This is a genomic window from Limnothrix sp. FACHB-406 (assembly GCF_014698235.1).
Taxonomy (GTDB): domain Bacteria; phylum Cyanobacteriota; class Cyanobacteriia; order CACIAM-69d; family CACIAM-69d; genus CACIAM-69d.
In genome coordinates, this window is record NZ_JACJSP010000001.1 from 82,095 (window position 1) to 108,117 (window position 26,023).

Annotated in this window: 24 protein-coding genes; 15 read left to right on the top strand and 9 right to left on the bottom strand. The window is 52.5% G+C overall.

The annotated features are described in order from the left end of the window. The first annotated feature begins 15 nt into the window (after nucleotides 1-15). Nucleotides 16-198 carry a hypothetical protein gene (locus H6G53_RS00300; protein WP_190530553.1) on the top strand — a complete coding sequence of 61 codons (183 nt, stop codon included), beginning with the start codon at nucleotides 16-18 and terminating at the stop codon, nucleotides 196-198. Nucleotides 199-233: 35 nt separating this feature from the next. On the opposite strand, the gene H6G53_RS00305 is transcribed toward H6G53_RS00300, so the two are convergent. Then, nucleotides 234-1,103, bottom strand: a complete 870-nt coding sequence (locus tag H6G53_RS00305) for a hypothetical protein (protein ID WP_190530554.1) — start codon at nucleotides 1,101-1,103, stop codon at nucleotides 234-236. A 267-nt stretch (nucleotides 1,104-1,370) separates the two neighbouring features. Continuing rightward, nucleotides 1,371-1,973 carry a DUF1517 domain-containing protein gene (locus H6G53_RS00310; RefSeq protein ID WP_099532910.1) on the bottom strand — a complete coding sequence of 201 codons (603 nt, stop codon included), beginning with the start codon at nucleotides 1,971-1,973 and terminating at the stop codon, nucleotides 1,371-1,373. Between the two features lie 133 nt (nucleotides 1,974-2,106). On the opposite strand from H6G53_RS00310, the gene H6G53_RS00315 reads away from it, so the two are divergent. Together H6G53_RS00315 and H6G53_RS00320 are read left to right on the top strand one after the other, a co-directional pair. Then, a complete protein-coding gene (locus H6G53_RS00315) occupies nucleotides 2,107-2,364 on the top strand; it encodes a hypothetical protein (protein ID WP_190530555.1) in 258 nt (85 codons plus the stop codon). Beyond that, nucleotides 2,358-3,167 (top strand): hypothetical protein, encoded by an 810-nt coding sequence (locus tag H6G53_RS00320; protein ID WP_190530556.1) that lies wholly within the window; start codon nucleotides 2,358-2,360, stop codon nucleotides 3,165-3,167. Before H6G53_RS00315 ends, H6G53_RS00320 begins: the two co-directional genes overlap by 7 nt. A gap of 150 nt (nucleotides 3,168-3,317) precedes the next feature. Here H6G53_RS00320 and purF read toward each other — a convergent pair whose 3' ends face one another. Together purF and purL are read right to left on the bottom strand one after the other, a co-directional pair. Continuing rightward, nucleotides 3,318-4,802 (bottom strand): amidophosphoribosyltransferase, encoded by a 1,485-nt coding sequence (purF, locus tag H6G53_RS00325; protein ID WP_190355122.1) that lies wholly within the window; start codon nucleotides 4,800-4,802, stop codon nucleotides 3,318-3,320. 520 nt (nucleotides 4,803-5,322) lie between these two features. Further along, nucleotides 5,323-7,650, bottom strand: coding sequence for a phosphoribosylformylglycinamidine synthase subunit PurL (purL, locus tag H6G53_RS00330; RefSeq protein WP_190530747.1), 2,328 nt, complete (start codon nucleotides 7,648-7,650; stop codon nucleotides 5,323-5,325). Nucleotides 7,651-7,981: 331 nt separating this feature from the next. Here purL and H6G53_RS00335 point away from each other — a divergent pair, with 331 nt between their 5' ends. From H6G53_RS00335 to H6G53_RS00345, 3 genes are all read left to right on the top strand, one after another. Further along, on the top strand, nucleotides 7,982-9,871 hold the full coding sequence (locus H6G53_RS00335) for an AIPR family protein (protein ID WP_190530557.1): 1,890 nt from the start codon (nucleotides 7,982-7,984) through the stop codon (nucleotides 9,869-9,871). A 100-nt stretch (nucleotides 9,872-9,971) separates the two neighbouring features. Next, nucleotides 9,972-10,307 carry a nucleotidyltransferase domain-containing protein gene (locus H6G53_RS00340; RefSeq protein ID WP_190530558.1) on the top strand — a complete coding sequence of 112 codons (336 nt, stop codon included), beginning with the start codon at nucleotides 9,972-9,974 and terminating at the stop codon, nucleotides 10,305-10,307. Beyond that, a complete protein-coding gene (locus H6G53_RS00345) occupies nucleotides 10,304-10,684 on the top strand; it encodes a HEPN domain-containing protein (protein ID WP_190530559.1) in 381 nt (126 codons plus the stop codon). The genes H6G53_RS00340 and H6G53_RS00345 overlap by 4 nt, the downstream gene beginning before the upstream one ends. Here H6G53_RS00345 and H6G53_RS00350 read toward each other — a convergent pair whose 3' ends face one another. Continuing rightward, nucleotides 10,685-10,906 (bottom strand): hypothetical protein, encoded by a 222-nt coding sequence (locus H6G53_RS00350; protein ID WP_190530560.1) that lies wholly within the window; start codon nucleotides 10,904-10,906, stop codon nucleotides 10,685-10,687. A gap of 92 nt (nucleotides 10,907-10,998) precedes the next feature. Between H6G53_RS00350 and H6G53_RS00355 the strand changes: the two genes are divergently transcribed. The 3 genes from H6G53_RS00355 (at nucleotide 10,999) to H6G53_RS00365 (ending at nucleotide 13,964) form a co-directional block, all read left to right on the top strand. After that, nucleotides 10,999-11,271: a helix-turn-helix transcriptional regulator gene (locus H6G53_RS00355; protein WP_305068615.1), complete on the top strand. Its 273-nt coding sequence runs from the start codon at nucleotides 10,999-11,001 to the stop codon at nucleotides 11,269-11,271. After that, nucleotides 11,272-11,535 (top strand): helix-turn-helix transcriptional regulator, encoded by a 264-nt coding sequence (locus H6G53_RS00360; RefSeq protein ID WP_190530561.1) that lies wholly within the window; start codon nucleotides 11,272-11,274, stop codon nucleotides 11,533-11,535. A gap of 410 nt (nucleotides 11,536-11,945) precedes the next feature. After that, nucleotides 11,946-13,964: a sensor histidine kinase gene (locus H6G53_RS00365; RefSeq protein WP_242037326.1), complete on the top strand. Its 2,019-nt coding sequence runs from the start codon at nucleotides 11,946-11,948 to the stop codon at nucleotides 13,962-13,964. Between the two features lie 18 nt (nucleotides 13,965-13,982). On the opposite strand, the gene H6G53_RS00370 is transcribed toward H6G53_RS00365, so the two are convergent. The 4 genes from H6G53_RS00370 to H6G53_RS00385 form a co-directional block, all read right to left on the bottom strand. Further along, complete coding sequence (locus tag H6G53_RS00370) at nucleotides 13,983-15,437, bottom strand: DUF1802 family protein (RefSeq protein ID WP_190530563.1); 1,455 nt, start codon at nucleotides 15,435-15,437, stop codon at nucleotides 13,983-13,985. Nucleotides 15,438-15,449: 12 nt separating this feature from the next. Then, the gene (locus H6G53_RS00375) at nucleotides 15,450-17,852 is read right to left on the bottom strand and encodes a hypothetical protein (protein ID WP_190530564.1); all 2,403 of its coding nucleotides are present in this window, start codon (nucleotides 17,850-17,852) and stop codon (nucleotides 15,450-15,452) included. Nucleotides 17,853-17,914: 62 nt separating this feature from the next. Continuing rightward, a complete protein-coding gene (locus H6G53_RS00380) occupies nucleotides 17,915-18,577 on the bottom strand; it encodes a hypothetical protein (RefSeq protein WP_190530565.1) in 663 nt (220 codons plus the stop codon). Nucleotides 18,578-18,958: 381 nt separating this feature from the next. Continuing rightward, on the bottom strand, nucleotides 18,959-19,666 hold the full coding sequence (locus tag H6G53_RS00385) for a GDSL-type esterase/lipase family protein (protein WP_242030771.1): 708 nt from the start codon (nucleotides 19,664-19,666) through the stop codon (nucleotides 18,959-18,961). Nucleotides 19,667-20,116: 450 nt separating this feature from the next. Between H6G53_RS00385 and H6G53_RS00390 the strand changes: the two genes are divergently transcribed. The 6 genes from H6G53_RS00390 to H6G53_RS00415 all read left to right on the top strand — a co-directional run bounded on the left by H6G53_RS00390 (nucleotide 20,117) and on the right by H6G53_RS00415 (nucleotide 26,020). After that, entirely contained in the window at nucleotides 20,117-21,208 is a 1,092-nt protein-coding gene (locus tag H6G53_RS00390; RefSeq protein ID WP_190530567.1) for an anthranilate phosphoribosyltransferase family protein, read from the top strand. 346 nt (nucleotides 21,209-21,554) lie between these two features. After that, nucleotides 21,555-22,178, top strand: coding sequence for a DUF3172 domain-containing protein (locus tag H6G53_RS00395; RefSeq protein ID WP_190530568.1), 624 nt, complete (start codon nucleotides 21,555-21,557; stop codon nucleotides 22,176-22,178). 27 nt (nucleotides 22,179-22,205) lie between these two features. Continuing rightward, nucleotides 22,206-23,246, top strand: a complete 1,041-nt coding sequence (locus H6G53_RS00400; RefSeq protein WP_190530569.1) for a Ycf66 family protein — start codon at nucleotides 22,206-22,208, stop codon at nucleotides 23,244-23,246. 180 nt (nucleotides 23,247-23,426) lie between these two features. Then, the gene (locus H6G53_RS00405) at nucleotides 23,427-24,221 is read left to right on the top strand and encodes an ABC transporter ATP-binding protein (protein ID WP_347278325.1); all 795 of its coding nucleotides are present in this window, start codon (nucleotides 23,427-23,429) and stop codon (nucleotides 24,219-24,221) included. A 256-nt stretch (nucleotides 24,222-24,477) separates the two neighbouring features. After that, the gene (locus tag H6G53_RS00410; protein ID WP_190530570.1) at nucleotides 24,478-25,311 is read left to right on the top strand and encodes an ABC transporter permease; all 834 of its coding nucleotides are present in this window, start codon (nucleotides 24,478-24,480) and stop codon (nucleotides 25,309-25,311) included. A 214-nt stretch (nucleotides 25,312-25,525) separates the two neighbouring features. Further along, nucleotides 25,526-26,020, top strand: coding sequence for an adenylyltransferase/cytidyltransferase family protein (locus H6G53_RS00415; protein WP_190530749.1), 495 nt, complete (start codon nucleotides 25,526-25,528; stop codon nucleotides 26,018-26,020). Nucleotides 26,021-26,023 lie beyond the last annotated feature (3 nt).

A 26,023-nucleotide genomic window follows, 5' to 3' on the forward strand; every position in this document is an offset into this window, starting at 1 on the left:
TGCCAGGGGTTAGCAATGCAGTTAGCCAAGCGGTTAGCAATGCAGTTAGCCAGTTTGAAAAAGTCAGAGATCAAAAAGCGATCGACTCCTCTGTTTCAGGAATCGATCGCGCTGTGCCAAACGGTGAGTAACGCTGGCAATTGTTCGGAAATTGTTCCGCAAACCACCGTTAATCAGACGATGGTAATGGGACGCTAATCAACTGGGATCAGTAATCAACCGGGAGCAATTACCTACCGACGGCGGAAGCTGCCAAAGCTCGATCGCATCCGCACGGGCGATCGCCCAAAGCTGCTGCCAAAGCTGCTGCGGGGCCGGGGAGCAGCCACGCGGCGGTTGGGGTTGCTGCGGAAGGTGCTGCTCCCAAAGCCGGAGCCAGTGGCCTTGGCTCGGTTGTTGGCGGCCGGGCGGTTCAGCCCCGTAGCATTGCGAGCCACATTGCCGGTGGCGCGGAACTGCTGGCGGTTGCGCTCGGCCACGGGGGCAGCGTTGTAGCGGTTTTGATAGCTGCTGATGGCATCACCGTAGCTGCGACCATAGCCGCCGTAGCCCACCAAGGGGCGACCGGGCAGATAGGCCGGGGGCAGCACGTAATGGGGTGCAAACAAAGCATTCGCCACCACTTGACCCGCGATCGCTCCAGCAAAGGGAGACCAGAAACTAGACTCACGGCGAACAATCACCGCTTGTTGCTCACCCGTTTGGGGATTGGTTTGGACAGCGGTTTCGCTATGGAGATATTCGATTTTGAAGTCTTCGTTGAGGTACAGCACGGGCCGACCGTCTTTCATGGCCAGGTAGGGCTTTTTCCCTTGGGCGATCGCCTCGTCATCCAGCCGGGCCATCTGCAACTCGGAGGTGCGAAAAACCGGCGAAGCACCAGCGGGCGTGTTTAACAGCATCAGGGCATATTCCCCCGTGCCGTCGTCATAGGCGGCCTGCTGAACCGGATAGTCGCCCGTGGGCAGGGATTTGGCAGCACTAGGCGCGGCGGCCACAATGGCGCTGGGCAAGGCTTCCGCTCGCACCACCGTTGGTGAGCCGGTGATTGTGACCCAGGCGATCGCGATCGCCAGTACCAAAGCCAATAATTTTCGGAGCATAGGGCTATCTCAAAACAACAAAATCACGCTTGAGGCCATTGGGCGGCCAAGAAGCTGAGTTCTGTGGGCCAAGCCGGCAATGGGCCAAGTCTGCAATCCGCCAGCAACGAATCGATCGCGCGGTGGCGGCCGAACCAAGAGCCGCAGCCCCAAAACAGCAAGCCAAAACAGCAAGCGAGCATTGATTAAAAAAGACCGACCCTGATTTCTCGGATTGAAATTCCGATGGGACGGCATTCCTCCAAAAGACCCCCTAAGCGGGAGTTTCTACAGCGGAATCAGTTCCGGGAAATTTTGCAGGAGCTGATCATTCGTTAGCTCATCTCCCAGACGGGCAGGGGCAAAGTGTACCTGCACAGCCCGCAATTTTTGATTGTAGTGGAGGTTTGCCAGAGCCTTGAGACCCGTTGCTAAGGCTTCAGAATCGGCCAGGTTGGTTTCGAGGCTGGGGACTTCGCCTTCATAGCCCACCGTCAACATCACCAACAGGTTGCTCGTGGCCGGGAGGGTCAGCAGGTCGTCATCCAGTTGGCTGGGCAAATCCAGGTCAGGTTGACTGAGATAACGGGCCGCCGAGTCGGTGAATAGGTCATTGAACCGATCGCCCGCTTCTCCTTCATCCCAAAACACATCCCCCTCATTGCTGGCGGACTGCCAATAGGTTCGATATTGCAGCAGGCTTTCGCAAAGGTCTGACAGGCCTTGGCCCAAAACGTCCAAGTCCCCTTCCGCTTCGATCGCCTCCCGAGCAATTTGGTTGAGCTTGCCCAGCAGGGGGGCCACTTCTGACCCAGCTAGATGCACAAAAATGCGGGTGACGACGAAGCGGCTTTTGCCCGTCAGTCGATTCCACTGATCACCTAAACTCATGGTTCTGGAACGCTATTGACGCGATGTTGACGCGGTACTGATTCGGTCTTGATTCAGTCTTGATTCGGTACTGATTCGAGATCAAATCAATCCGGTTTGAATGCAAGTTGAATACAAATTGAATGCAACAGGAGTGGCTCAAAATCCAAAAGCGTGCAAGCCTTGGCTTGCCTACTATCCAGCTTATCCTGTGGAGCGGGGGCGGCTCTGGCGAGATAACCGACCGCTGGCCGGCCTAGCGGAATGGTGGCTGATCGGGTACCGATTGCGTTGCATTCCTGAGGCGTGGTGGGACGAGGGGAGTTTTAGGGAAGCGATCGATCGCGCGATCGGGGCAAATGGGCGGCGTTTGGGCGATGATTCGGCGGTAGTCGGGACTTGGGAATGGTGAAAGGTGTGCGGAGTGGTTGGTGTTGGCGAACAATCGGGCTGGTGGGCTGCCTGGGATGGCTGTGGGGTGGAATCCTGACCCCAGCCGGGGCCGAGCCGGGGCCGGCTGTGCAAGCGCCCCAAACGCCCTTGGACTGGCGTTATCAATATCGCAAAGTGCGCCATCCCCAAGGCTTTTGGGCGATCGAACTGCCGATCGATTGGAATATGCCGCTCCATCGGGATTATCACTCGGTGTTCTATAGCGAGCCGATCGCCCCGTCTCGGGGATGGCAACCCAAACCCCTGCCCCGATCGCTGATTCGGTTGGATTTGGTGCTGCTAGATCAATCCATGGAAGCGGCGGAAACGGATTTAACAACTCGGGCAGAAGCGGCAGGCTTGACCTTAACCGAGCGATCGACTCTGAGCTTGGCCGGGCGATCGGCTGTGCGGATGGTTTTAGATCGAGTGATTTCAGATCGGGTGATTTCAGACCAAGTAATCTCGGATCAGGCGATGCCAAATCCGGTGAGTTCAGAGGCCAAAGACGCAAAGGACACAAAACCAGAAGCGGGCCCAGAGTTCGATCGCACCTGGCTCACCCTGATTCCCGTCACCCCGCGCTTGAGTTTGTTGCTGGTGGGGAGCTATAACCCCCGCGAAAATCCGACGGCGGAGGCGGTGCTAACCAAAATTCACCGCTCGATCGAGCTGTTTTTTGAGCAACCCACCGACATACGCACACCGGCCCAGCAGTTACTTCCCCTGGAGTTGCCGCCCTTGGAAAATTCACCTGGCGATCGAGAACCCCAAACCCCCTAGAAATAATCCAATTCAAAACAACTCAACACAATTCAATTCAAAACCATCCCAACTATCAAAACCATCAAAAATGGGGCGATCGAGAAGTTCGATCGCCCCATTAGTTAATTCCTGGTTAATGCATGGGTCGCTGATAACAGGCCCTTGGAACTAAGAACCCACCGTAGCCGGTTCCAGCTTTTCCAACATCAGCTTCGATCGCTTCAACAGGGCTGGCACTGGAATTGGGTAGCGACCATTGAAACAAGCCGTACAGAAATTCTGCGTGGCATCCTGGGTCGCCTCCAGCATCCCTTCTTCGCTCAGGTAAGCCAGCGTATCCACACCAATTTGATCGGCAATTTCCTGCACTGACTTGGTGGCCGCAATCAGTTGCGATTGGTTATCCGTGTCGATGCCATAGAAGCAAGGATGGGTGACCGGCGGCGAAGAAATGCGCATGTGAACTTCCGTGGCTCCCGCATCCCGCAAGGCTTTTACAATCTTGCGGCTGGTGGTTCCCCGGACGATCGAATCATCCACAATAATCACCCGTTTGCCCGCGAGCACATCCCGCAGCGGGTTCAGCTTCATCCGAATTCCCGATTCCCGCATGGTTTGGGTCGGTTGAATGAAGGTGCGGCCCACGTAGCGGTTTTTGATCAACCCTTCGGCGTAGGTGATGCCCGAAACCTGGGAATAGCCGATCGCGGCAGGAACACCGGAATCGGGCACAGCAATCACAATGTCCGCATCGATCGGGGTTTCGATCGCCAAACGCCGTCCCAACCGCATTCGATAGCTATAAAGGCTGTCGTTGTGGAACTTGCTGTCTGGGCGAGCGAAATAGATCATCTCAAAAACGCACAGCTTCGGCTCCGGCTGCGTGGCCCAAAAGAAGGAGGCGAGACCATCGTTCGTGATCCAAACCATTTCCCCCGGTTCCACATCCCGCAGATAGTCCGCGCCGATGATGTCTAGGGCACAGGTTTCCGAAGCCAGCACATAGCGCTCGGGCGCACCGGGCAGCGTGCCAATCACCAGCGGTCGCACGCCGTTGGTGTCGCGAGTGCCGATCATGCCGTCGGGAGTCCCAATGACCAAACTGAAGGCCCCTTGGCATTGCTGGAAGGCCCGAATGGCCCCTTCCATCCAACCCAAACCGCTGTCCACCTCTTGGCCAATGGCGATCGCGATCGCCTCGGAGTCCGTGGTGGTGGCAAATTCACAGTTGCGGGCGGCCAAGGAATCTCGCAGTTCCGCCGTGTTGACCAAGTTGCCATTGTGGGCCAGGGCCAAAGACCCCAAGCGCGTTTTCACCACGGCCGGTTGTGCATTGACGCGACGGCTGGATCCGGTGGTGGAGTAGCGGGTGTGGCCCACGGCCAAATTTCCCGGTAGCTCTTGCAGGATTTTTTCGTTGAAGACTTGCGAAACGAGGCCCATGTCCTTGTGGACATGCACCGTTGAGCCATCAAAGGTGGCAATCCCCGCCGATTCTTGCCCCCGGTGCTGGAGTGCAAAGAGGCCAAAATAAGCAAGGGTGGCGATGTTTTCGCCCGGCGCGTAAACCCCAAAAACGCCACAGGCTTCTTCGGGTTTGTCGGGCCGATCGCCCATCAGATCGAACAGGTCTTCAGACTCGGAGGGAAACATTGGGCGACAATGACTCCTAGCAGCAAGAGCGGGTGAATTAGCAAAAAGACGGTCAGAATCGCGATCGAGTGAGGCTGGCGCGGCTGGTTAGCGCAACGTTTCCTGAGCCAGGTGATTCCTGGTGCAGCGATTGGAAGCCAAAAAATCGGCCACTCAGGAAGTTAACAAGCTCTTAACGATCCCGCCTTAACAGTAACAGAAGTTGCGGAATCGATCGGCTGTGGCGATGGCGAATTCAAGGGCAATCATCATCGGGGCAATTTCCATGGCTGCCCGATCGCGCCTCCAATGATCCTGCTGGCTCCCGATCGGCTTGCTGGGCAAGCACCAAGCTCGCCCCTGTGGCTGATCAGCGGTTCATCACCTGATTGCACTGCTGATTGATCGTCGTTGATCATTAAGTTGATCGTTATCGATCATCAACCTGACGATCGATGAACGATCAAACGATCAATCGATAACGATCAGCAGTGATCCTTGGTGGGCGATCGAGCGGCGCGAGATGACGGGGCAATCTCCCTTAAACCAACCGCTCCATCCGGCGGGCGATCGACTCGCTCCAGCCTTCGGTCATGGTCGCCAGGGCCGCATCGATCGCCGTTGTGCCGTCCGGTGCGTTGATCACCAGCCGATCGCCCCCGACAGTGCCCAGCTTGGCCCAATCGGAGCCGAGCTGCTCCGTCAGCCAACTTTCAAACTCGGCCGCGCGATCGCCCGCCACGGACACCACGATCCGCGCGCCGCCTTCGCCAAACAGGGCCGCATCCCAGCGATCGGCTCCGGGGTCGATCGTCACCGTTGCGCCCAGGTTGCCGCTAATGCAGGACTCGGCCAGGGTGACGGCCAGGCCCCCTTCTGCGCAGTCGTGGGCCGATCGAATCCAGCCCTGGCGAATGCCGTTGCGGCAGGCGGCTTGCACGGCCCGCTCCCGATCGAACTCCACCACGGGCGGCCGACCGGCGATCGTGCCATGGATTGCCGCCAAATAATCCGACGCACCAAGGGTGACGGGAGCCTGAGCACCCAGTAGATAGATCCCATCGCCCGCCCCTTGGAAACCCTGGCCAGCGATTTGGTGAATGTTCTCGATCGCCCCCACCATGCCCACCACGGGCGTGGGATAGATCGCCTGGGGATTGCCCTCGGAATCCAAGGTTTCGTTGTAGAGCGACACGTTGCCGCCCGTGACCGGCGTACCCAACTCCCGGCAGGCATCGGCCAGGCCGCGACAAGCATTCGCCAGTTGCCAATAGCCCACGGGCTTTTCGGGGCTGCCGAAGTTCAGGTTATCGGTCACGGCCAACGGTTCCGCGCCCACGCAAGACAGGTTGCGGGCCGCCTCCGCCACCACACCCAAGGCCCCTTGGTAGGGATCGAGGTACACATGGCGAGCATTGCAATCCACCGTGGCCGCCACGCCCTTGGTGAAGGGAGTGCCGTTGTCTGTGACCAGTTGGGGCCGCAGCCGCACCACCGCCGCATCGGCTCCACCGGGCACAATCACCGTGTTGTTCTGCACCTGGTGATCGTATTGGCGATAGACCCAGGATTTCGAGGCGATCGAGGGGGTTTCCAGCAGGCTTTGCAGCACCGCGCTCCAGGGGCGATCGGCTAGCCCCGTCACCGAACAAGCGGGCAACGAGTCCGGCGACCAAGCCCAGGCCTGTTGCGCGTAGGCCGGCGCTTCCGCCATCAGTTCCCGGCGATAGATTGGGGTGTTGTCCGCCAGGGCCGTCGCCGGAATTTCCGCCGCAATTCCCCCCTGGAACCGAATCCGGACGATCGACTCCTCGATCACTTCCCCGGCCACCACCGCTTGCAGACCCCAGCGGTGGAAGATGTCGATCAGCTCCTGCTCGCGGCCCTTGTGCGCCACAAACAGCATCCGCTCCTGGGATTCCGATAGCAGATATTCGTAGGGAACCATCCCCGACTCGCGCACGGGAATCTTGTCGAGATCCAAATCGATGCCCACGCCGCCCTTGGCCGCCATTTCCGCCGTGGAGCAGGTGATGCCCGCCGCGCCCATGTCCTGGGCCGCTGCCACTGCGCCGGTTTTGAAGGCTTCCAAACAGGCTTCGATCAGGGACTTTTCGAGGAACGGATCACCCACCTGTACGGCCGGGCGATCGTCCATCGACTCATCGGTCAACTCCGCGCTGGCAAAGCTGGCCCCGCCCATGCCGTCGCGGCCCGTCGTGGATCCCACGTACAGCACCGGGTTGCCAATGCCATAGGCTCCCGCCTTGACGATTTCCGGTGTTTCCATCAGCCCCAGGGCCATGGCATTCACCAGCGGGTTGCCACTGTAAGCGGGGTCAAAATAGACCTCACCGCCAACGGTGGGCACGCCCACGCAGTTGCCGTAGTGGGAAATGCCAGCCACCACCCCTTCAAACAGGCGGCGGTTGCGGGCATCATCCAGGGAGCCAAACCGCAGGGCATTCAAAATGGCGATCGGGCGGGCCCCCATGGTGAAGATGTCCCGCAGGATGCCGCCCACGCCGGTCGCCGCCCCCTGGAAGGGTTCCACGGCGGACGGGTGGTTGTGGGATTCGATCTTGAAGGCCAGGTGCAGCCCATCGCCCAGATCCACCACGCCAGCGTTTTCGCCGGGGCCCACGAGGATGCGCGGGCCGCTGGTGGGAAATTGGCTGAGCAGGGGGCGAGAATTCTTGTAGCAGCAGTGTTCCGACCACATCACACCAAACATCCCCAGTTCGGCTTTGTTGGGGTGGCGGCCCAGTCGATTCACAATATCGACGTATTCATCGGGCTTGATGCCTTCGGCGGTGATTTCAGCGATCGGGAAGGGTGCGGATTCGAGAACGGTTTCGGGGGTTGACACGGCTTTGGTGGCGCGATTCAGAAAGCGCCCTAATTGTACAACCGAGGCGATCGGCGCGCCCGCCCCCACTTCCCTTACTCCTTCAGTAACTAAAGTTCAGTTTATCTTGTAGCTCGCAAGCACTATAGCAGCGCACAGCTAGTGAAGTAATGGTACGGCTCTACCAGAGTAGTGATCACAGGCACGATCAGGGACTATGTGGTAGTGGTAAAATTGTTGTAGACATCTAAAATTATTGTAGGCATCAGGGTTCTATTTAACCTTTACTCAGTTATTCGCAGCTCTTAATACTACCTTAAGACTGAAATCAACACAGGAACAATCGTAAGATGTGAAGCTTGTCCATCGTCAAGGTAAAACACTACTAAGCAATATCTGGGATAATAAAATGGCAACACTTCCTAACTTTTTGGAATCGCGAGAGAAACTAGCAGAATTCTTTTCTCAGCAGTTTACCGACAAGGAAAAAGGACAAGCCTTTGAAGATTTTTGCAAGGCATTAATTATTCAAATGCAAAATCCAAATCAATCTTCTTTGGAAGTAATTCCTGACCTGTCTCGAATTGAAACCACCAAGGGAAGTCATGACAAAGGAATTGACTTGAAAGGTTTTGGGGAAGAAGGACAGCTAGTCCTTATAGGACAATCTAAGTTCAGAATTAGAACCATTGAAGAAATTGATTCAGTTATTTCAAAATTCGAGGGATTTATCCAAGAGACTGATCATCAACAGCCTCCACAACAGCTCAGTCTTCTAAAACATAACTCATCTCTTGGTGATGGTTACGGCATCACCTTTATTGTTTTGACGATGAGTGATTTACGCAGTTCTGAAAATGGTCTTTTGGCAAAATACTCAAGAGCCAACTTGTCATCATGCGCCTTCCACAGAAGCTTAGAAGAGCGAAATAAAATACTATTCATTGATGGAACAGATATCCTATCTATCCTAAAGGCAAACTTTTCCAAGCTTTCCGGAAAACTGCCTGATATAGAACTACGTTTTTATGGGCAAATACTTCAAGTTGAAAATGCTTACATCGGCGTTGTTTCTGGATATGAATTGAAGCGCCTGTACCATGAATTTGGTGAAGCAATTTTCTTTGAAAATATCAGGCTCTTTCTTGGCGAAGGAAGCAAGGTTTCAAAATCTGGAGGTGATAGCGTAAATCAAGTTATTCTCAAAACGGTCAAACAGGAACCAGAAGTGATGCTGGCTCGCAACAACGGAATTACCTTTAGATCATCTAAAATTATTGCTGGTGACACAACAATACTTAATTTGTCCGAGGCAAGCATTATTAATGGTTGTCAAACAACTATGTGTTTCGTCAAGGGATTGATTGATGATGAATCTTTGGAGAAAGATAATATCTCTTTGTACGATAAGCCTCCTTTTGTATTAGTTAAAGTTGTTGAAACAAACAATTCTTGGGATATAGCAAAATCGGCTAATTTTCAGAATGAAGTCGTCCAGATTGATTTGGAGCTGGCAAGGTATTTCCGTCCGCAAATTGTACAGCGCGCCAGTGTAAACCTTGGTATCTTTGCTGAGCAGGCTTCTTTGGAAAATCAAAAAGACACGCCATATTCGATTATTAAAACCATGACGAAAGTAACAGTGGATTATGATTCAACAAGATCCACGTTTATTGGTTTATTTAGTCGAGTGCTAAACAATACAATTGCAGGAGACTATACAGCACTCAGGACAGACCTTCTTGAAGAATTTCTGAGTAATGATGACACCGGACAAAAAATATTTGGACTGATTTTTGATATGAACTCTAAGTTTCTTAGTGATTATTCAAAGATTAGTGAATTGAAATCCAGGAAGTCTCAAGAAAAGGATAAAAATCAAGAATCAGTAGCCGATACCCTCTGGTCTCGTCTGGAAAAGCCAAATTACCAAGCATTCATGAATATACTTGTTGCTTGCGTGATTAACCGTAGGAATATCTATGCTCAATCTCGTCAAATTGCATTCCATGAAATGGAAAGCTTTTTAGAAGGAGTTATCAATTTCAATGATAAACAAAGAACTAAGTATTATCTCGAGTGCTGGAAAGCGATAACAACAGTGGCAATTGAGAATAAGGTTGCTAGAGAAATAAACCTGAAACAACTGTTTGCCAAATTTCGCGATTTGGGAACTGGCGTTGGCTTTAGCAATCTCTATGAAACTATTACTAGTACATACCTTCTAGAACTAGAGCTTTAGGGTCACGTATTAATGTCGCGTATTAATTCTGTACGATATGGGTTGTCATTTCTCGCACAGCTAGAATCAGGGCAAATTGCGCGATCGCCCCAGTCATCCCATGCAAGTCCCCGATTTACCAGCAGCTCTGATTCCCATCACCCATCAACTGCGGGCATACTTTCAGCAAACCTACCCCGATCGCCTCGATCGACTAATGCTATTCGGCTCATGGGCACGGGGAGAGGCAACCGCTGATTCAGACCTGGATCTATTGGTGGTTTTACGCGATCCGGTTTCACCCAGCCGAGAAATTAGCCAAACCAGTGAATTTATTGGTCAACTTTGCTTAGATCACAACATTTTGATATCGCGACTCTTTATGGGGCGATCGCGCTTTGAATTTGAGAATTCTCCTCTGCTGCGAAATATCCGGCGCGAGGGAATTACACTATGACCCCAGAGCAAGCCGCTCTTTTGGTAAAGTCACAACGCAGCTTGCAAGCAGCCGATAGCCTATTAACGCAGGGCTTCTACGATTTTGCAGTTTCTCGGGCTTATTACGCTGCCTTTTATATCGCAGAAGCCTTGCTAGATCGCGAAGGGTTGGCCTTTTCGAGTCACGCAGCAGTCATCGGTGCTTTTGGACAGCACTTGGCCCGGACAGGGATTGTTCCTGTGAAATTTCACCGGTTTCTAATCGATGCGCAGGCTCAAAGAACTCGCGCTGATTATGACACCAGTTCTGACCTTTCCCTCACTGATGCTCAAGCGCTAATTGATCAGGCACAGGAACTCTATTCCGTTGCGGTAGACCTGCTGCGCGACGAATAGCTACACACGTGATCGCGACAGGATTCGCACCACTTGATCGGGTTGGCCCGTGGGGACGGCGGGACTCCACAGGATGGTTTCGCCGATGCCGCAGAGGTGCAGGCTCTTGACAAGGTGATCGACCCACTCGCTTTGACCCACGAGGATGATCCGGTTGCAGCGATCGTCCAGATGGTTCAGGCGTTCCAGAATGGGTCGATCGCCGTTGGTTGGGGTAGTCATATCGATTGAGTGCTGCGAATTGACAACAAACTTACTGTAGTCGATCAAGTTGTCAACTCGCAACCTTTACGCGATTTCCCGAGTTTGACACCATGAGCGGCATGGGAAAAGCCGGGAAAGCACTACGCGAAACGCTACAGCAACACAACCTCACGCAAAATCGTTTAGCCGTAACGATGGGAATTGCGCGCGGCACGATGAGCCATTGGGTGGCGGAAACACGCGACCCGACGGCGGAATCGATTCCAACCATTGTGGATGCCCTGGAGCAGTTGAACCCGGAAGCCGCGCGAACATTTGTTGAGGCGTACTTGGGCCGAGCGATCGGGGAACTGTCGCCCAAGCAGATTGAAGATGGAAGCTGAATGGGAAAAGCCGGGAAAGCACTACGCAAAACATTGCAGCAGTACAACATCGCCCAGAATCGACTGGCGGTGAGCATGGGCATCAATCGCGCCACCATTAGCCATTGGTTTGCGGAAACACGCGACCCGACGGCGGAATCGATTCCGGCGATCGTGGATGCCCTAGAGCAGTTGAACCCGGAAGCGGCGCAGGCTTTTGTTGAAGCCTATTTGGGCCGGGCGATCGGGGAGCTGGCTTCTAAAGAGTCTGAGGGCGAGGGCTGAGCGGAAACAGCCGGAAAAGCATTACGCGAAACACCCCACAGTTAGCCCGCTGTCCGAAGTCAGCAGACGAGGGCTATGGGTATTGGTTGGGCGGCCAAGAGCGGGCCGCAGATGAGCTGTTGATTAGGTCATTCAACAGTTAATTGATCGTGGGCAAAAATGTTAACTGCTGTTAGATTTGTTGTATCTTTCTCAGTCTAATTTAAAAATTTAGCATCCATAAATTTAGGACTCAATTATATTTTTATACCTCGTGATTTTGCCATGTGCCTTAACAAGCGTTTCAGACTAGGTTTTCTTTAGTTAAAGAGGTGCTTCTTTATACTTTGCACAGTTCACCACTGAGGCTACTGGGCTAAACAATGACAAGCCATTCAACCCAAAACGGTCTAACCGTTCCGGCTAAATCAATGAAATTTGGACTTCGTTCGATCGGCACTCGCTTGTTTGTGGCGGTGATTTCTGCCGCTGCCATTGGTCTCGGCAGCTTAGGGTATTTATTTTATAGTGAGCTGAAGTCCGTTCGGATTTTGCAACTAACGTCGGAAACGGATAACAAGGTTCGACATCTTGATGCGGAGCTGCTCAGTGGTGAAACTTTTTTAAAAAGTTTGGTTTCCGCAACGATCTTCTTGCACGATAGTGGTGTGCGATCGCCCGAGGCATACGAGAAATTAGTACTTTCATTTATGTCAGCTCGTCCTAAGCTGATCACTGGATTTGGGGTGATGCAGTTCCCCAAGGGTTTGGTCGATCGTGAGTGGTTTGGGCCCTATATTGAAGAATCTATTCCCGATCGCGGGGTTAGCCTGGCTCAAAATCCTAAATTTACGCTGGTTGATCTATGGGCAGTAGATCAATATCCCAAGATGCAATATTTTAAAGACGCGGTTAAGGCCGATCGCTATCTTTGGTCAAAGCCTTATATGAATGATAATTATCCCATTCCGCTCATGACCTTTTCAGGGACGATTCGTAATCAAAAAGGTCAATTAATTGCCGTGATGAACGGAGATATTAATATTGATGATCTTAATAAAGATATTGATGCTAGTGATCTTAATTTGAGTCAAGATGATCCTTCATTCAATAGCAATGGCTACCATGCCCTAATTACAAAAAATGGGCAACTCTTGAGTTATTCTCTTGATCCTCGTCAGGCTGCCCAAATGGCTAATGTTTCATCCATTCCATCCCTAAAACCGGTTTGGGAACAAATTCGTTACCGAATTAACCAAGGCATTGAAAAATCACATTTTGAATTTGATTCAATCTATTGGGTTTATCAAACAGTTCCCAGAACTCAATGGGTGATGCTGGAAGCAATTCCCTATGAGACGGTTGCCAAGCCTGCTCTGCTAGGAGCCATTAGCGCCACAATCATTGCAGCCGTCTTTTTGCTTTTGGTTGTTTGGTTGTTTATTCGATTTTTAAATCGCCGTTTGCAACCCATTTTAGATGTTTGCGATCGCACGATTGGGAATCATAGGGACATCAACAATTCAGGCGATGAAATTAGCCATTTGTCTGATGTCTTTTTCAATATGGTTAATCAGCAGCAAACCCTACTGCGCAAGTTGCAAACAGCCAACAATCAACTCGCGCAGTCAAATCGACTGAAAGATAATTTCTTGGCAACCATGAGCCACGAACTCCGCACTCCGTTAAATACGATTTTGGGAGTGGCGGAAATTTTGCAAGAGGGCATCTTTGGTGGAGTTAATAAGCAACAGCACAAAGCCTTAGAAAATATTGAAAAAAGCGGCGCGCATCTTCTGTCTCTAATTAACGATATTTTGGATATTGCCAAGATCGAGTCGGAATTTTTGGAGCTGAATTGCACGACCGTCGCGATCGGGGCGCTTTGCACATCAAGCGTGGCATTCATTCAGCCCCAAGCCGAACAGAAGAATATTCGACTGGAAACCAATCTATCGCCTAATTTGCCAGATCTATACATCGATGAACGTCGTATCCGCCAAGTTTTGCTGAATTTGCTCAATAATGCTTTTAAATTTACGCCAGAAGGGGGACACATCACCCTAGAAGTGACTTGCCAAAAGGAAGAGGGCGAGGACGAGGCAGACAAAAATGGAGAATTACAAAAATATTTTGTGCGAATTTCGATCACTGATACGGGTATTGGGATTGCGCCAGAAGATATCAAGCGTCTTTTTCAGCCGTTCGTGCAAATTGATAGTGCCCTCAATCGTAAATATGAGGGAACGGGTTTGGGTTTGGCTCTGGTGAAGCGAATTGTTGAACTTCACGGTGGTCGTGTGGGGTTGACCAGTGAAGTGAATGTGGGTAGTTGTTTTACGATCGATTTGCCTTATATTGAAACGCGATTTTCCGTCGGGCGAGAACGAGAAAGCAAGCCCAATTTACAGAAAGATCGGGAAACCTGCACTGAAGTAGCCCGAGAATGAGGACTGAAAAGGAATCGCCTAGATTTTTTCGATCGCCAGGTCGCGCAACCAAAAAAAGCGATCGTCCCGCCATTCACGACCCTTTTCGCGGCTTAGATAACCGGTGAGTGGGGAAGCCAGTTCGATCGCCACGCTGTGCAGATCTTCCATTTCCAGTAATTTTGGTGGCTGGGAAGTGATATAGACCGCGTGAAGCTCGACTGTGCTGGCTCCTCTATTTTGATTGTTACTTGTTAGTCGTTTCAGGCAATCAATCAAAAATGCACGAATTCGCAATTGTTCGATTTTTTCATCTATAAAGTTATTGATTTGGTCATCGGCTTCTTGAGCATAGGGCGGATTTTTTAGGCAATTTTCTAGCTCCCATAAGTTCAACGAACCAGGATAGGAAACATTGAGCTTAACCAAGCGTTCTAGGGTAGTGGGTTTAATCAAATTCATACGGTTACCTTGGGCTGTTTTTTGAGCATGGTGGTTGGGTTTACCAACAGAAATGACTAATTTTATGGCTTGTTCATAGTCTTCAGGATTGAGATATTTGTTACCAAGTTTCATAAGCTGCGAAAACACCCCATCGGGTAGCGTATCGCGGCTGCTGGATTTACATTCACCGATGATTAAATAGGGCGATTCACAAACAAAATCTAGACCGCCTGCGCCGCCAACACTATCAGGATCAAGGCTAGCTTTGGGGTTTTGATTGCGGTTAGAAAATCCCAAAGAAATCATGGCTTGGCGCACCAGCCGCTCGAATTCATTGCCTTCGCTGGATGCGCCGACTTTAGAAATTTTGCTCATCCAGGGACTGAGACGGGACGATCGCCCTGGCACGCGCCACCCCAAAAAGGCTTGGATGCGGTTGTCTAATTGTGTGGCGCTGGGCAGTGTGTTGGCTAAATCAGCAAGGGTGGATTGGAGGGCTTCGAGTTCTGAATGTTCGGGCGGCTGTCGATCGCGCAGTTGTTGCGATCGCCGTTTGAAAACCGCTTCTGGCAGCACCGGCTCAGGATTTTCGCCTGTGAAGGGACGGGGCATCACCACGCATTTTCCGATCACGCTGAGGTCTTCAAAATCGTGCTCCAGCGGGTGGGGGGTGAGCAGTCGAAAAGCACGGACGGTGGCTAGGAATAAATGTCCTTTGGTGGCGATCGAGCGAGCGAGGAAATCCTCAGACCAAATGGTGAGGGCGGCGATCGCATCAACGGCCGCCAAGTCGTCAATAATTTGGCATTCCACACAGGTGACGATCGCCCGGATCGCGGGGGGAAAGCTCTCGGAACCCAAATCTGCGAATCGGTAGGGGCGATCGTGCGATCGGGGATTGAGGCGATCGGGAATCGGCTGAAGCGCCAACATACGCTGGGGCTTGATGAACGTGGCGGACAACATCGCCAACATTCGCCCTTGCAACAGTGCTGAAATCTCAGATTCTGGCAAGCAGAGGGCGGCGGTGGGTTTGGGTTGTAGTTCCATGTGGCTGGATTACTAATTAATTTTGTCAACCACTTGCAAAGTCAATTCGTCCTCCAAATACCCCAGAGGAGCTAGCAGTTTTTCCGTGAGGGTTAGAACGCTAGAAATTCCCAAATCTGTTTCAATGTATAGCTCTACCTTTTCTAGGAAGATAGGCTTAAACATCCCCTCAGTTTTTTGAGAAAACCGAGCCTTTCGGCCATTGGACTCCAGCGCAACTTTGACAAATTTCTCGGCGTGTTTCTCTGCCAGTACTTGGTTAATGGTGATAAAGAACTCGCGCCAGCTCTTGACCGAATAATTTTCGCCACGCAGGGTAAAAGCACAAAGTTTTTTGCCTTTGTAATCAGACTTGAGAGTGAGTGACTGAATTGTCGATGCATCAGTGGGTGGAGTTGTGGACTGGCTCGCGCCGTCTGGTTCTAAATCATCGTCGCCACTACCCACCAAAAAATCGATCAGGTCTTCTTCGTTGTCCTCGATCGCGCTGGTATCGATCAAATCATCGTCACCAATAATGATGCTGACGAGGGTTTCATCATCGATAATGCTCGGATCAATCAAACCCGATGGATCACTGAGAATTTCCAGCAAAATTTCATTATTCAGTGCAATTTCGCGAGAAAACTCCTGTACTTCTGCTTCCGTCAAGCCATAAATTGAAGCGCTTTCAAAGACGGCTTTTAGAGCCATCAAGACTTTCAACTGTTCCGGGTCAGGTTCAATGTGTTCGCCGCCTTGGCGCTGGATAAAGTTCTGGTAGGTTTTGTAGGAATCCCAGAAGGTCTTGATCTTGAAGTCTGCGCCACGAATCAGACAGCCGCGCGTCAGCCCATAGGTTTTGTAGTCCACTAGGCGATTCAAACCGGCGGCAAAGGAGAGGCCCGATTGTTGCAGGACGGCTACCCCGATCGCGAAGGGTTTGTCCTGTTCGGTTCCGACAATCTTGAAGTTGATGTAGCCAGCATTTTTGGCTTTGGGTTCAATATTGGCGATCGCGGTAATTGTAGCCCCTTCAATTTTCTCGCCGGATTTTGTTTCACCGCTGATGGTTTGATTGACGACCAACTCAAAGCAATAGCGCAGGGTTTCAGCAACAGTAGTGCCATCGGCCATTGCTTCGCGATAATCATCTTGGAGTTTCTCTTCAAATCCCTTTTGAAAACGCTCCTCAGGCGGAATCGGTGGCGCTGTTACCACAAAGTTTTCAGCGCACCAACGCAGGGCGTAACGAATTGGTGGGCGTTCTTTTTTACCAAGTTCCCTCAGCTCATCTTCATCAAAGGGATAGAACGGATGAGGCGGCGTTAAATTGCGTGGCTCATAAAATTTCTTCTCTAGTAAGAATCTGACTAGCTTGAGGAGTAACTGACTATCTAGTTGCTTCAGGCTAATAGGCTGACCAGTACCCGCTGTCATTCGATCAGTAGCACCAGCCAGAGACGGTATTTCAGATTGCCATGAATTGGGAAATAAGAAGGAGGTTAGAATTAATCCACAATCTTCCTCGGAAAGATGTAATGAATCAAAGATAGACTTGATCAAATAAGCTAAAACTTGCGTTGAGGTCAAGCCCTGATTATTCAATTGTGAAATTTCAGTCTCATCAAAACAAAGTAAAACAGGACGATGAGCAACCAAAAGCTTTAAAATTGCCAGGTTCGCTTTTAAAGATTCCGACTCCCTAGATGAATCAGAAGCTGGAATACTGGGTAAACCCATTTTCTCAAGATAGGCTGTCGATAGTTCATCGCCGCTCAGCCATTTAATAGCATAAGGAGCATAAGATTCTGATAGAGTCCAAATTAAGGCCTTGAGGATGTCAGGATCAACGTCTGGAAAGCAAGGCTGGCACTTAGCAAACAGCGTCTCAATTAAGCTTTTTCCCTTTGCTTGATAGCTACGGCAGTTTTCATCAAATTGCTTAACAAAGCGTACTGAATCGAGACTCTGATTACTTTTGGTGTTCAGTATTCTTTTCTCGATAATAGAAGTTGCCAATGCTTGCCACTGAGAAATGCCTAGCACAGTAAGTTGTGACAAGCTTCGGGAAATAGCTTGACGTAGCTCATAATTGATCAGATCAATATTTCCACATAGAGAAAAACTCATGTAGAGAAAAAAAGCATCTTGGGCTTCATAGATCCGCCTGTGAAGCCGCCGAACCAAGTGACTTTTTCCCATCCCCTGTTCGGCAGTGATTACGAAAGATGAAATCTTTCTTTCTCGATCAGAATTTTCTTGAACTTCCTTCAGTCTTTTTAAAATCAAGTCCGATGCCGAAGCGTGCAAAAACTCAAAATCGATAAAGTTTGTATTCCAAACATCCTGATGCTTGACAACAGATCGCAAGTTGAACGGATTATATTCCTGAATGGCCTGATGAATTTCATGCAAAGGGGAAGCATTCGTCATAACCCAAAACTCAACTTTGCGATCTGGTGTGCAAGGAACAAAACAAGACAAATCAAGCCGCTTTACAGCAGCTTGGCATAGAACCGTAAACCACTAGTTTTTGTTTCAATTGAGTCTTTGAGCTGATCCTTCGACGCATCGGATGCATTGCCCTTTTCCAATTGGAAAATGTCATCGCCCTGCATTTCCAGTAGCCATTCATCGAATTGTGTGCGCGAAATTCGATCGCCCAGTTGCCGACGAATTTGGTAGATCGGCACAAAATTTTCGCAGCGATGTTCCTCATTCAAGAACTTGTGGGTGTCCAAAACCACCGTCTTAAATTCGTCGTAGGACGTAATTTTTTCGCCCGCCGAAACAGCCCCAGCCGCCGGAGCGGGAGCCTGTTGCAACCAATTCAACGCCGCCTGAGCATTTTTGGCACTCACCACCGTGCCCTTTTGTCCCTTTGTCCAAAACGTCAGTTTGCCCGCCCGCAATTCTTGATCCAGCCGCGCCTTGCCCGCCGCCGTCAGGGATAACCGTCCCCCGTTCTCGCTCACAGCTCCCGCTTGGAGCAGCGCATCCACCGCTTCCTCAAAATCCGAAACCTTGACCTTGCTGCCACAGCGAGATCGCGCCGTGTCGTCCTTACCCTTGCCACTAACTTTGCCTTTGCGAGGTACGCCCGCCCCCGTCATGCGTTCTAGATCCCACAAGACCAGCAACAGCAGCGTTGATTGCATCTCGCCTTACTCCTTTGTGACCCGTGCATGGATGAATGGATCACGTAAACCATGGTAAACGATTTTGCTGATTGCGGTTTGCGAAATCTAGAAAAAGTGAATTTTGAAAATGATTTTTTGAGATTTGCTTTAAAGGCGAAATAAAAATTAAACCTGTGATGAATCTATTACCAGAGGATGAAATTGATTTCTCAGGAAGCAAATAAGGGAGGTTTTCGGCTGTTTTCTAAGCAGAACGCGCCTATTTGCGCTGGGAGGCTCAATCGTGGCTGATTGTGCTGATCACCTCATAAAAATCCTCCAACCGATGGCTAGATTGGAGGATGGGACTGAAGGAAAGGGCGATCGAGTGGTTGGGGATGGATTAAACCAAAACTGGTTTTAGGCGATCGGCTTGGTGTCCATGGCGGCAAGTTGGGCGATCGGTTGCCATGCGGTCACATCAGCCAGGAGACTTTCATAGCCCAGATCATTGGGGTGCAAACCATCGGAGCCGAGGCGCTGTTCAACCCAGGAAGCCCCACGCGCGAGCCACAATTCAAAACAGTCTAAAAACGGAATCCGTCGCGTCTCACAGGCCCGACGGATCACTTCTTTATATTGATACTGATCGGCGTGGTTGTAATACAAACACTCTAAGAAGGGCATTTTGCTGGGGTTGACGGGAATCATGCCCACAAACAAGACGGGACAGAGGCCCTGGGCCCGATCGAGCAAGGCTTCCACTTGCGGGCCAAAGATTTCAATGGGGGTCATGTTTTTGCCATCGGCCCGGCCCACTCGCGGCGAATCATTGGTGCCCACGGAAAGAATCAGGCGATCGGGCAGGCGATTGCGCAACTCGCCCCGGCTGCGAAATTCCAACTCCAGTCGATCGCTCACTTGGCTCACCTTGTCGCCCCGAACGCCCAAGTTATAAATCACATGGCCGGCTGAGTCGGGAGCCATCCACTGGCGGCGCAATCGTTCAACCCAACCGCCGCCACTGAGATCGCCGTAGCCATAAATCACACTGTCGCCCATGGCAATGATGCGGAGGGGTTGCGGTTGCTTGGGCCGAAATGGAGTCACCACGGCGTTATGGCGCATGACAGGAGACGCGATCGGAGCTTGCATAGGCTGCGGCGTGGAACGCGATCGAGAAAGGAATTGAGCCGGAATGTATCACTGCTGGGATGCTTGAGGCAATCACCCATCCCTAATCATCCTCACAGTGGGATTGAGCCTGATTCCGGGTCAAAGGAGCCGATCGGGACAGTTTTGGCGATGGTTGTGGCGATGGTTGCGGCGGCTGGGTCAAGGCTGGACAAATTCGGTTGGGGCAAAGTTGGGGGACATTCAGGGCGAATCCGGAGCGAATCCGGAGCGAATCCGGTTTGAACCAAAAGAACGCAACAGGCTACATCGGCCACCAAGGGAGTTTGCTAATCTCTCGATCGCCCTTGATAATACGCCCCGGACTGCCCAGGCCCCGACCGCCTCTCCCGCCAAACTCCGCTGAACCACCTTCAACCACCCGCAAGTAACCTGCCGTTTCCCATGAGCAAAGTCTTCCGCGAGCTGCTGAAAACCATCGGCAGCGGGCCCCACACAGGCAAAAATTTGGATCGATCGCAGGCCGCCGAAGCCATGCGACTGATGTTGACCCAGGCGGCCACCCCAGCCCAAATTGGTGCGTTTCTGATTGCCCATCGGATTAAGCGGCCCACGGGCGAAGAGTTGGCGGGCATGTTGGATGCTTACGCTGAGTTGGGGCCGCGCTTGGGGCCGATCGACCTCGATCGGCCCTTGGTCAGCTTTGGGATTCCCTATGACGGGCGATCGCGCACGGCCCCTTTGGGCATCGCCACGGGGTTGATCTTGGCGGCGGCGGGGTTTCCCTTGCTGTTTCATGGGGGCGATCGCATGGCCACGAAATATGGCATCACCCTCACGGAACTGTGGCAGGCCTTGGGTTTGGATTGGACTCGGGCCCGTTGGGAGCAGGTGGAACGGTGCTTGGTAGAACAGGGCCTAACCTACTGCTACCTGCCGAAGCATTTCCCCGAAACCTTGCCCCTGGCGGCCTACCGCGATGAAATTGGCAAACGGCCGCCCCTGGCCACCCTGGAGCTGTTGTGGTCGCCCTACCAAGGGCTCCAACATCGGGTGATGGGGTTTGTGCATCCGCCCACGGAACAGATGATGCGTGATGCCTTGGCGCTGCATCAAATTGAGTCTTTCACCACGGTCAAGGGCCTCGAAGGCAGTCCCGACTTACCGCACGATCGGACAGTAATCACGGGATTGGGGCAACCGGGCCGGTTCGATCGCCTCTGTCTCAACCCCTGGGATTTGGGATATAGCCAAAGCAATTTGCCCCTGGGGACGGCTGTTGAATGGGCTGAAAACTTGAGTTCCCTGTTCCAAGGGAACCATGGCCAAGATCACCCCTGGCGCACCAGTGTGATTTGGAATGCGGGTTTCTATCTTTGGCGACTGAGCAGCGCTGGCTCCGATCGGCCCGATGACTTCACCGATCGAACGCCATTGAAGAATTACTTGGCTCAGGCGGCCACGATTTTGGATCAAGGATTAGCCTGGCAGAAGCTTTTGGATCTGCGATCCCATCTGGCGATCGCCCCAGAATAGGCAAGAATGGGCAAGCAGAATCAACCCCAAACCGGTTAACAATTCCGGCCCAGAGGGGTCTGACTCCCATGTTAGACTCGCATGTGACTCATCAAAACGATCGACTATCGCTCCTCTGCACACGAGCGTCCCATCGGTGGGGCGCTTTTTCGTAGGTGAGCGATCGCTTGCAGGATACCAGACTCGTTGAAACTTTGGGGCTGGGAATCCCGATCGGGGCCCCAAGAGATCCACAAACCATGCATCAATCCAGACTGGATCAATTTAGACTGAAATCTAGACTGAGATTCAGATTGATGATCAGTTTGATGATCAGTAAATTCCTATCGGTGATTAACCATTGGCTATGAACCGCAAACGGCAACCCGCCCGCGATCCCTACCGCGATCGCGACAGTTATCGCAGTGATTATCGGGGAAACGCTCGCGAGTCGGCCGGGCGCGACGCGGATCGCGAACCGAGATCGGAAGGGCGATCGCCCGAACCACCCAAGAAAAAAGGCTTTAACTACACGGTGGTGGCGATTTTGGCCGGCGTGTTCATCCTGGGTATGGGCGTGGGCATTGGGTTCAGCTCTTCGGCCAGTGTTGATCCGCAAAATGTGGCTTCGCGGGAATTTATCGATCGGGCGGCTCCCAACCCGGAACTTTGTGCCCAATTTGGAGCCAGCGCCATTTCCATGAATGCGCGCATTTTTGTGACCCTCAGCCCCTTCAGTGTTTACGTGTCCCAGCCGGAAATGCAGCCCGGTTGCGTCATGCGCAGCAACAACTGGGCCGTGCTGCAACAACGGGGCGTGGTGACGGATAAACAGGTTTCCGAATGCAAAAACCGGATGAATACCTTTGCTTTCACCGGCAGCATTGACAGCAAACCCCGTGTGGACTGTGTTTATCAAAACGACTCGGCGGGGAACCTGTTCTTGAATCAGCCCGGCGTGGTTCCGGCCCAAGAAAGCGATCGTTTCTAGCGTGACCCACGGGGGAATAAAGACGGGATGTTGGCTTATGGATTGGCGATTTTAGTGGCGATCGGGAGCCTGTTGCTCTACGCGATCGCCCTGCGGTTTCCGATCCTGTCACGGCGTAGTGACGTGATTTGGAGCAGCTTTGGCCTGTTTTATGCCCTCGTGTTGTGGGTTTGCAGTGGTCAACTGCATGGGGCCGTGCTGCTCAGCCAAGGGGTGGTGGTGGGGTTGATGGCCTGGCAAGGGTGGCAAACCCTGGTGCTGCGCGAACAAGTGGCGCGATCGAGCCTGGATGAGGTGCTGGTTGCCGCGTTGCCCCAGTTCGATCGCTGGGCCGGGTTGCTGAATCTCTTTCGCCCCAGCCAGCCTAACTTGACCGGTTGGCAAGCTTTCCGCCAATCCCTCACTGGTTTTGGGATCGTGCTTTGGATCCAGATCCAGACCCAATTGGCCAACCTGCGAGCTTCCCGATCGCCCGGCAGCAGTCCTGCCCCAACGCCTAGCCCAGCACCCAAACCAACGCCCAGCCCAACGCCACCCCCGACCAACGCCGCAGCCGCGCCGCCCGCTCCGGTCAGCCCCACCACAGGCAGCGAAGGGCAAAGCACAGGGCAAAGTGCAGAGCAAAGCACAAGGCAAAGTGCAGAGCAAAGCACAGGGCAACCGGTTTACGTGCGCAAGAAATATCGCCAACCGCCGGAAGGTGCGCCCCCCAATCAGACTACGCCGTCGCCTGCTCCTTCCCCTGAGCCTGTGCCCGAGGGTTCCAAGCCCGTTTACGTGCGCAAGAAATATCGTCAGGCCCTGGAAAACTCATCTCCTGTCCCCAGTCCAAATTCTGTCCCCAGTGCAAACCCCGTAACGCCTGCCAATGCGTCGGCGGATTCACCGTCGCCCGCTGCTGCAAGACCGGACAACTCAGAACCGATCGCCCCCAGACCACCCCGCCCCCGACCCACCCCCTCGCGCACGGTCAAACTCGACGGGGCCAATTTGCCCGATGAAGTGGTGGTGGATTACGAAGAGTTGCCCCCGCGCCCGCCACGGCCCCGTCGCCCACCGGCCGGGTAAGGGGAGTTTGGGTGGTTCGGGAGGAACCGATTCGCACTCCTTCGCTTCCCAGACCGGTCAAAGCAAGCCGCTACAATGGTTAACAGCCGTGCTGAACGGTCGTTGGCCGCGTTCTGGTGAACAGCAGGAGCCAACCATGCTGGTTAACAGCGCTGAAGTTTGTTTTTGAGTGCCTGCCCCGTGAGTTCCACCGTTCCTCCAGTGCGATCGACCTTGCAACCCGCCATTTCCCTGAGCAACGTCACCAAGGCCTTTTCCACGGGAACCGTTGCCCTACAAGATGTGTCCCTCACGATCCACGAGGGCGAATTTTTGAGCTTGGTGGGGCCCTCTGGTTGTGGGAAAAGCACCATTTTGAGCCTGATTGCGGGTCTGAGCAGTCCCACCCAAGGAGATTTGACTTGGCAGATGCCGGACGCTCGCCGGAATTTGGCCTTTGTGTTCCAAGATTCTGCCCTGCTGCCTTGGGCAACGGTGCAGGAAAATATTCGGTTGCCATTGAAGTTGGCGGGAATTTCCCGATCGGCCAGCGAAGACCGCGTGGCCGAAGCGATCGAGCTGGTGGGGTTAAAGGGGTTTGAAAAATCCTTTCCCCGGCAACTCTCCGGCGGGATGAAAATGCGGGTTTCGATCGCCCGGGCGATCGTCACCCAACCCAAGGTGTTGTTGATGGATGAACCCTTTGGGGCCCTTGATGAAATTACCCGCAACAAACTGAATGAAGACGTGATGAATTTGTGGCATCAAAAGCGCTGGACGATCGCTTTTGTGACCCACAACATCTATGAAGCCGTTTATTTGTCAACGCGGGTGGCGGTGATGGGGGTTAATCCCGGGCGCATCGTCACGGAGCTGGACATTCCCGAACCCTATCCTCGATCGGAAACTTTCCGTCAATCTCCAACTTTTGGCCAATATCGCTACCAACTGGCGGAAGCGTTGGCCCTCGGCATGGGTGCGACGGTTCCCTTGTAAGGGTGTCAATGGGAATGGTGCAAATGTCGATTTCGCAAAGTTGACCCAATTTACTCAAAATTGACTGAGCATTAACTGAGCTTGAATTGCAAAATTCTGGTTTTGAATGGCGGGGAAACTCCCTACAATGATTCCAGAGCCACCCAGCAATTCCTTAAAAACTGCTTGAGAACTGCCGAAAACCCGCTGAAAGATCGGTTTTGAGCATTCCTTCCTGATCCTGAATCTTCTGAATTATTCCCGCAATTTAAAGCCTATGAGTCGCAGTCGTTCTCCCCTAATTTCCAAGCGATCGCTCATTCAGCGCGTTTTTTCCGCCGACGTGCTGGCCCCCTTGGGGGTGGGACTGACTTTTCTGTTGGCTTGGGATTTATTTGTGCAAATCACCGGACTGCCACCCTATCTACTCCCTCGGCCTGGCTTGGTGTTGCAAACCCTATTTGAAAACTGGAATGAGCTGTTTTCGGCCCTAATGGTGACGCTGCAAATTACGATCATTGCGTTTTTGGCGGCGGCAGTTTCTGGACTAGGGATTTCCGTGCTGTTTACGGTGAACAAGTGGATTGAACGGAGCCTGTTTCCCTATGCGGTGATTCTGCAAACCACACCCTTGGTGGCGATCGCGCCGCTGATTGTGATTTGGCTCAAGGATAATACGTTGGGAGCATTGGTGCTTTGTGCCTGGATTGCGGCCTTTTTTCCGGTGGTTGCTAACACCACCTTGGGGCTGAACAGTGTCGATCGGAACCTAACTAACCTCTTTAAGCTCTATAACACCAGTCCTTGGCAGCGATTGATTTATCTCCGGTTACCCAGCGCGTTGCCCTACTTCCTAGGAGGATTACGAATCAGCGGTGGCCTGTCCTTAATTGGAGCCGTGGTGGCGGAATTTGTGGCCGGAACCGGTGGCGCAAAATCAGGCATTGCCTATCAAATTCTGATTGCCAGTTACAATCTACAAATTCCGAAAATGTTTGCAGCATTGTTGTTGGTGACGGGCTTGGGGATTTTGATTTTTGTGGGTCTTTCGGCCCTGTCCGATGCCCTTCTCAAAGATTGGCATGAAAGTGCTGTCAAGCAGGAAAGTTAGGTGGCTTGAAAAGGGAGCTTGAACGCTCTTAAAAGTGGCTGACTTCCAATCCCTGATTTGCAAACAATCTCCCAACAATCAAACTCCCAACAATTAAACCCTGAAATTGAGCCTTGAAATTATTCCCATGACCGCCCCCTCACCCGTTGAAAATGCTGCTCAGTCGATCGCCCTAGTCGCTCCAACCCTGACGGAAGGGGTTGAGTTGCCCTCAATGGTGAGCGACTTGGCAGGACTGCAACGGGCGATCGCCCAGGATCCCGATCGCTGGCGACCGTTGGTGTTCACCAATGGCTGTTTTGATTTGCTCCATGCGGGCCATGTGCGCTACCTGAATGCGGCGCGTGCGTTGGGGCGATCGTTGGTGGTGGGGTTGAACAGTGATCAATCGGTGGCGGGCTTGAAACCAGCGCGGCCCGGATTTCCCCCTCGCCCGATCGTGCCCCAGACCCAGCGGGCGGAGGTGTTGTTGGCGCTGCGGGCGGTGGCGGCGGTGGTGATTTTTGAGCAACCCACAGCCACGGCACTGATCGAAGCGTTGCAGCCCGATATCTATGTCAAAGGGGGCGATTATCGGGTGGAAACCTTGCCGGAAGCGCCGGCCGTCTTTGCCGGAGGTGGCCGCATTGAGCTGGTGAAAATTGAAGTGCCCAGCAGCACCAGCGGTTTGGTGGAGCGGATTTTGGCGGCCCGTCCCCAGGAGCCATAGGCC

Excerpts from the sequence above, each read along its gene's own strand:
- H6G53_RS00300 (WP_190530553.1), top strand. The coding sequence starts at position 16 with ATGCAGTTAGCCAAGCGGTTAGCAATGCAGTTAGCCAGTTTGAAAAAG.
- H6G53_RS00305 (WP_190530554.1), bottom strand. The coding sequence starts at position 1,103 with ATGCTCCGAAAATTATTGGCTTTGGTACTGGCGATCGCGATCGCCTGG.
- H6G53_RS00310 (WP_099532910.1), bottom strand. The coding sequence starts at position 1,973 with ATGAGTTTAGGTGATCAGTGGAATCGACTGACGGGCAAAAGCCGCTTC.
- H6G53_RS00320 (WP_190530556.1), top strand. The coding sequence starts at position 2,358 with ATGGTGAAAGGTGTGCGGAGTGGTTGGTGTTGGCGAACAATCGGGCTG.
- purF (WP_190355122.1), bottom strand. The coding sequence starts at position 4,802 with ATGTTTCCCTCCGAGTCTGAAGACCTGTTCGATCTGATGGGCGATCGG.
- H6G53_RS00340 (WP_190530558.1), top strand. The coding sequence starts at position 9,972 with ATGCAAGTCCCCGATTTACCAGCAGCTCTGATTCCCATCACCCATCAA.
- H6G53_RS00345 (WP_190530559.1), top strand. The coding sequence starts at position 10,304 with ATGACCCCAGAGCAAGCCGCTCTTTTGGTAAAGTCACAACGCAGCTTG.
- H6G53_RS00350 (WP_190530560.1), bottom strand. The coding sequence starts at position 10,906 with ATGACTACCCCAACCAACGGCGATCGACCCATTCTGGAACGCCTGAAC.
- H6G53_RS00355 (WP_305068615.1), top strand. The coding sequence starts at position 10,999 with ATGAGCGGCATGGGAAAAGCCGGGAAAGCACTACGCGAAACGCTACAG.
- H6G53_RS00360 (WP_190530561.1), top strand. The coding sequence starts at position 11,272 with ATGGGAAAAGCCGGGAAAGCACTACGCAAAACATTGCAGCAGTACAAC.
- H6G53_RS00365 (WP_242037326.1), top strand. The coding sequence starts at position 11,946 with ATGAAATTTGGACTTCGTTCGATCGGCACTCGCTTGTTTGTGGCGGTG.
- H6G53_RS00370 (WP_190530563.1), bottom strand. The coding sequence starts at position 15,437 with ATGGAACTACAACCCAAACCCACCGCCGCCCTCTGCTTGCCAGAATCT.
- H6G53_RS00375 (WP_190530564.1), bottom strand. The coding sequence starts at position 17,852 with ATGACGAATGCTTCCCCTTTGCATGAAATTCATCAGGCCATTCAGGAA.
- H6G53_RS00380 (WP_190530565.1), bottom strand. The coding sequence starts at position 18,577 with ATGCAATCAACGCTGCTGTTGCTGGTCTTGTGGGATCTAGAACGCATG.
- H6G53_RS00385 (WP_242030771.1), bottom strand. The coding sequence starts at position 19,666 with ATGCGCCATAACGCCGTGGTGACTCCATTTCGGCCCAAGCAACCGCAA.
- H6G53_RS00390 (WP_190530567.1), top strand. The coding sequence starts at position 20,117 with ATGAGCAAAGTCTTCCGCGAGCTGCTGAAAACCATCGGCAGCGGGCCC.
- H6G53_RS00395 (WP_190530568.1), top strand. The coding sequence starts at position 21,555 with ATGAACCGCAAACGGCAACCCGCCCGCGATCCCTACCGCGATCGCGAC.
- H6G53_RS00400 (WP_190530569.1), top strand. The coding sequence starts at position 22,206 with ATGTTGGCTTATGGATTGGCGATTTTAGTGGCGATCGGGAGCCTGTTG.
- H6G53_RS00410 (WP_190530570.1), top strand. The coding sequence starts at position 24,478 with ATGAGTCGCAGTCGTTCTCCCCTAATTTCCAAGCGATCGCTCATTCAG.
- H6G53_RS00415 (WP_190530749.1), top strand. The coding sequence starts at position 25,526 with ATGGTGAGCGACTTGGCAGGACTGCAACGGGCGATCGCCCAGGATCCC.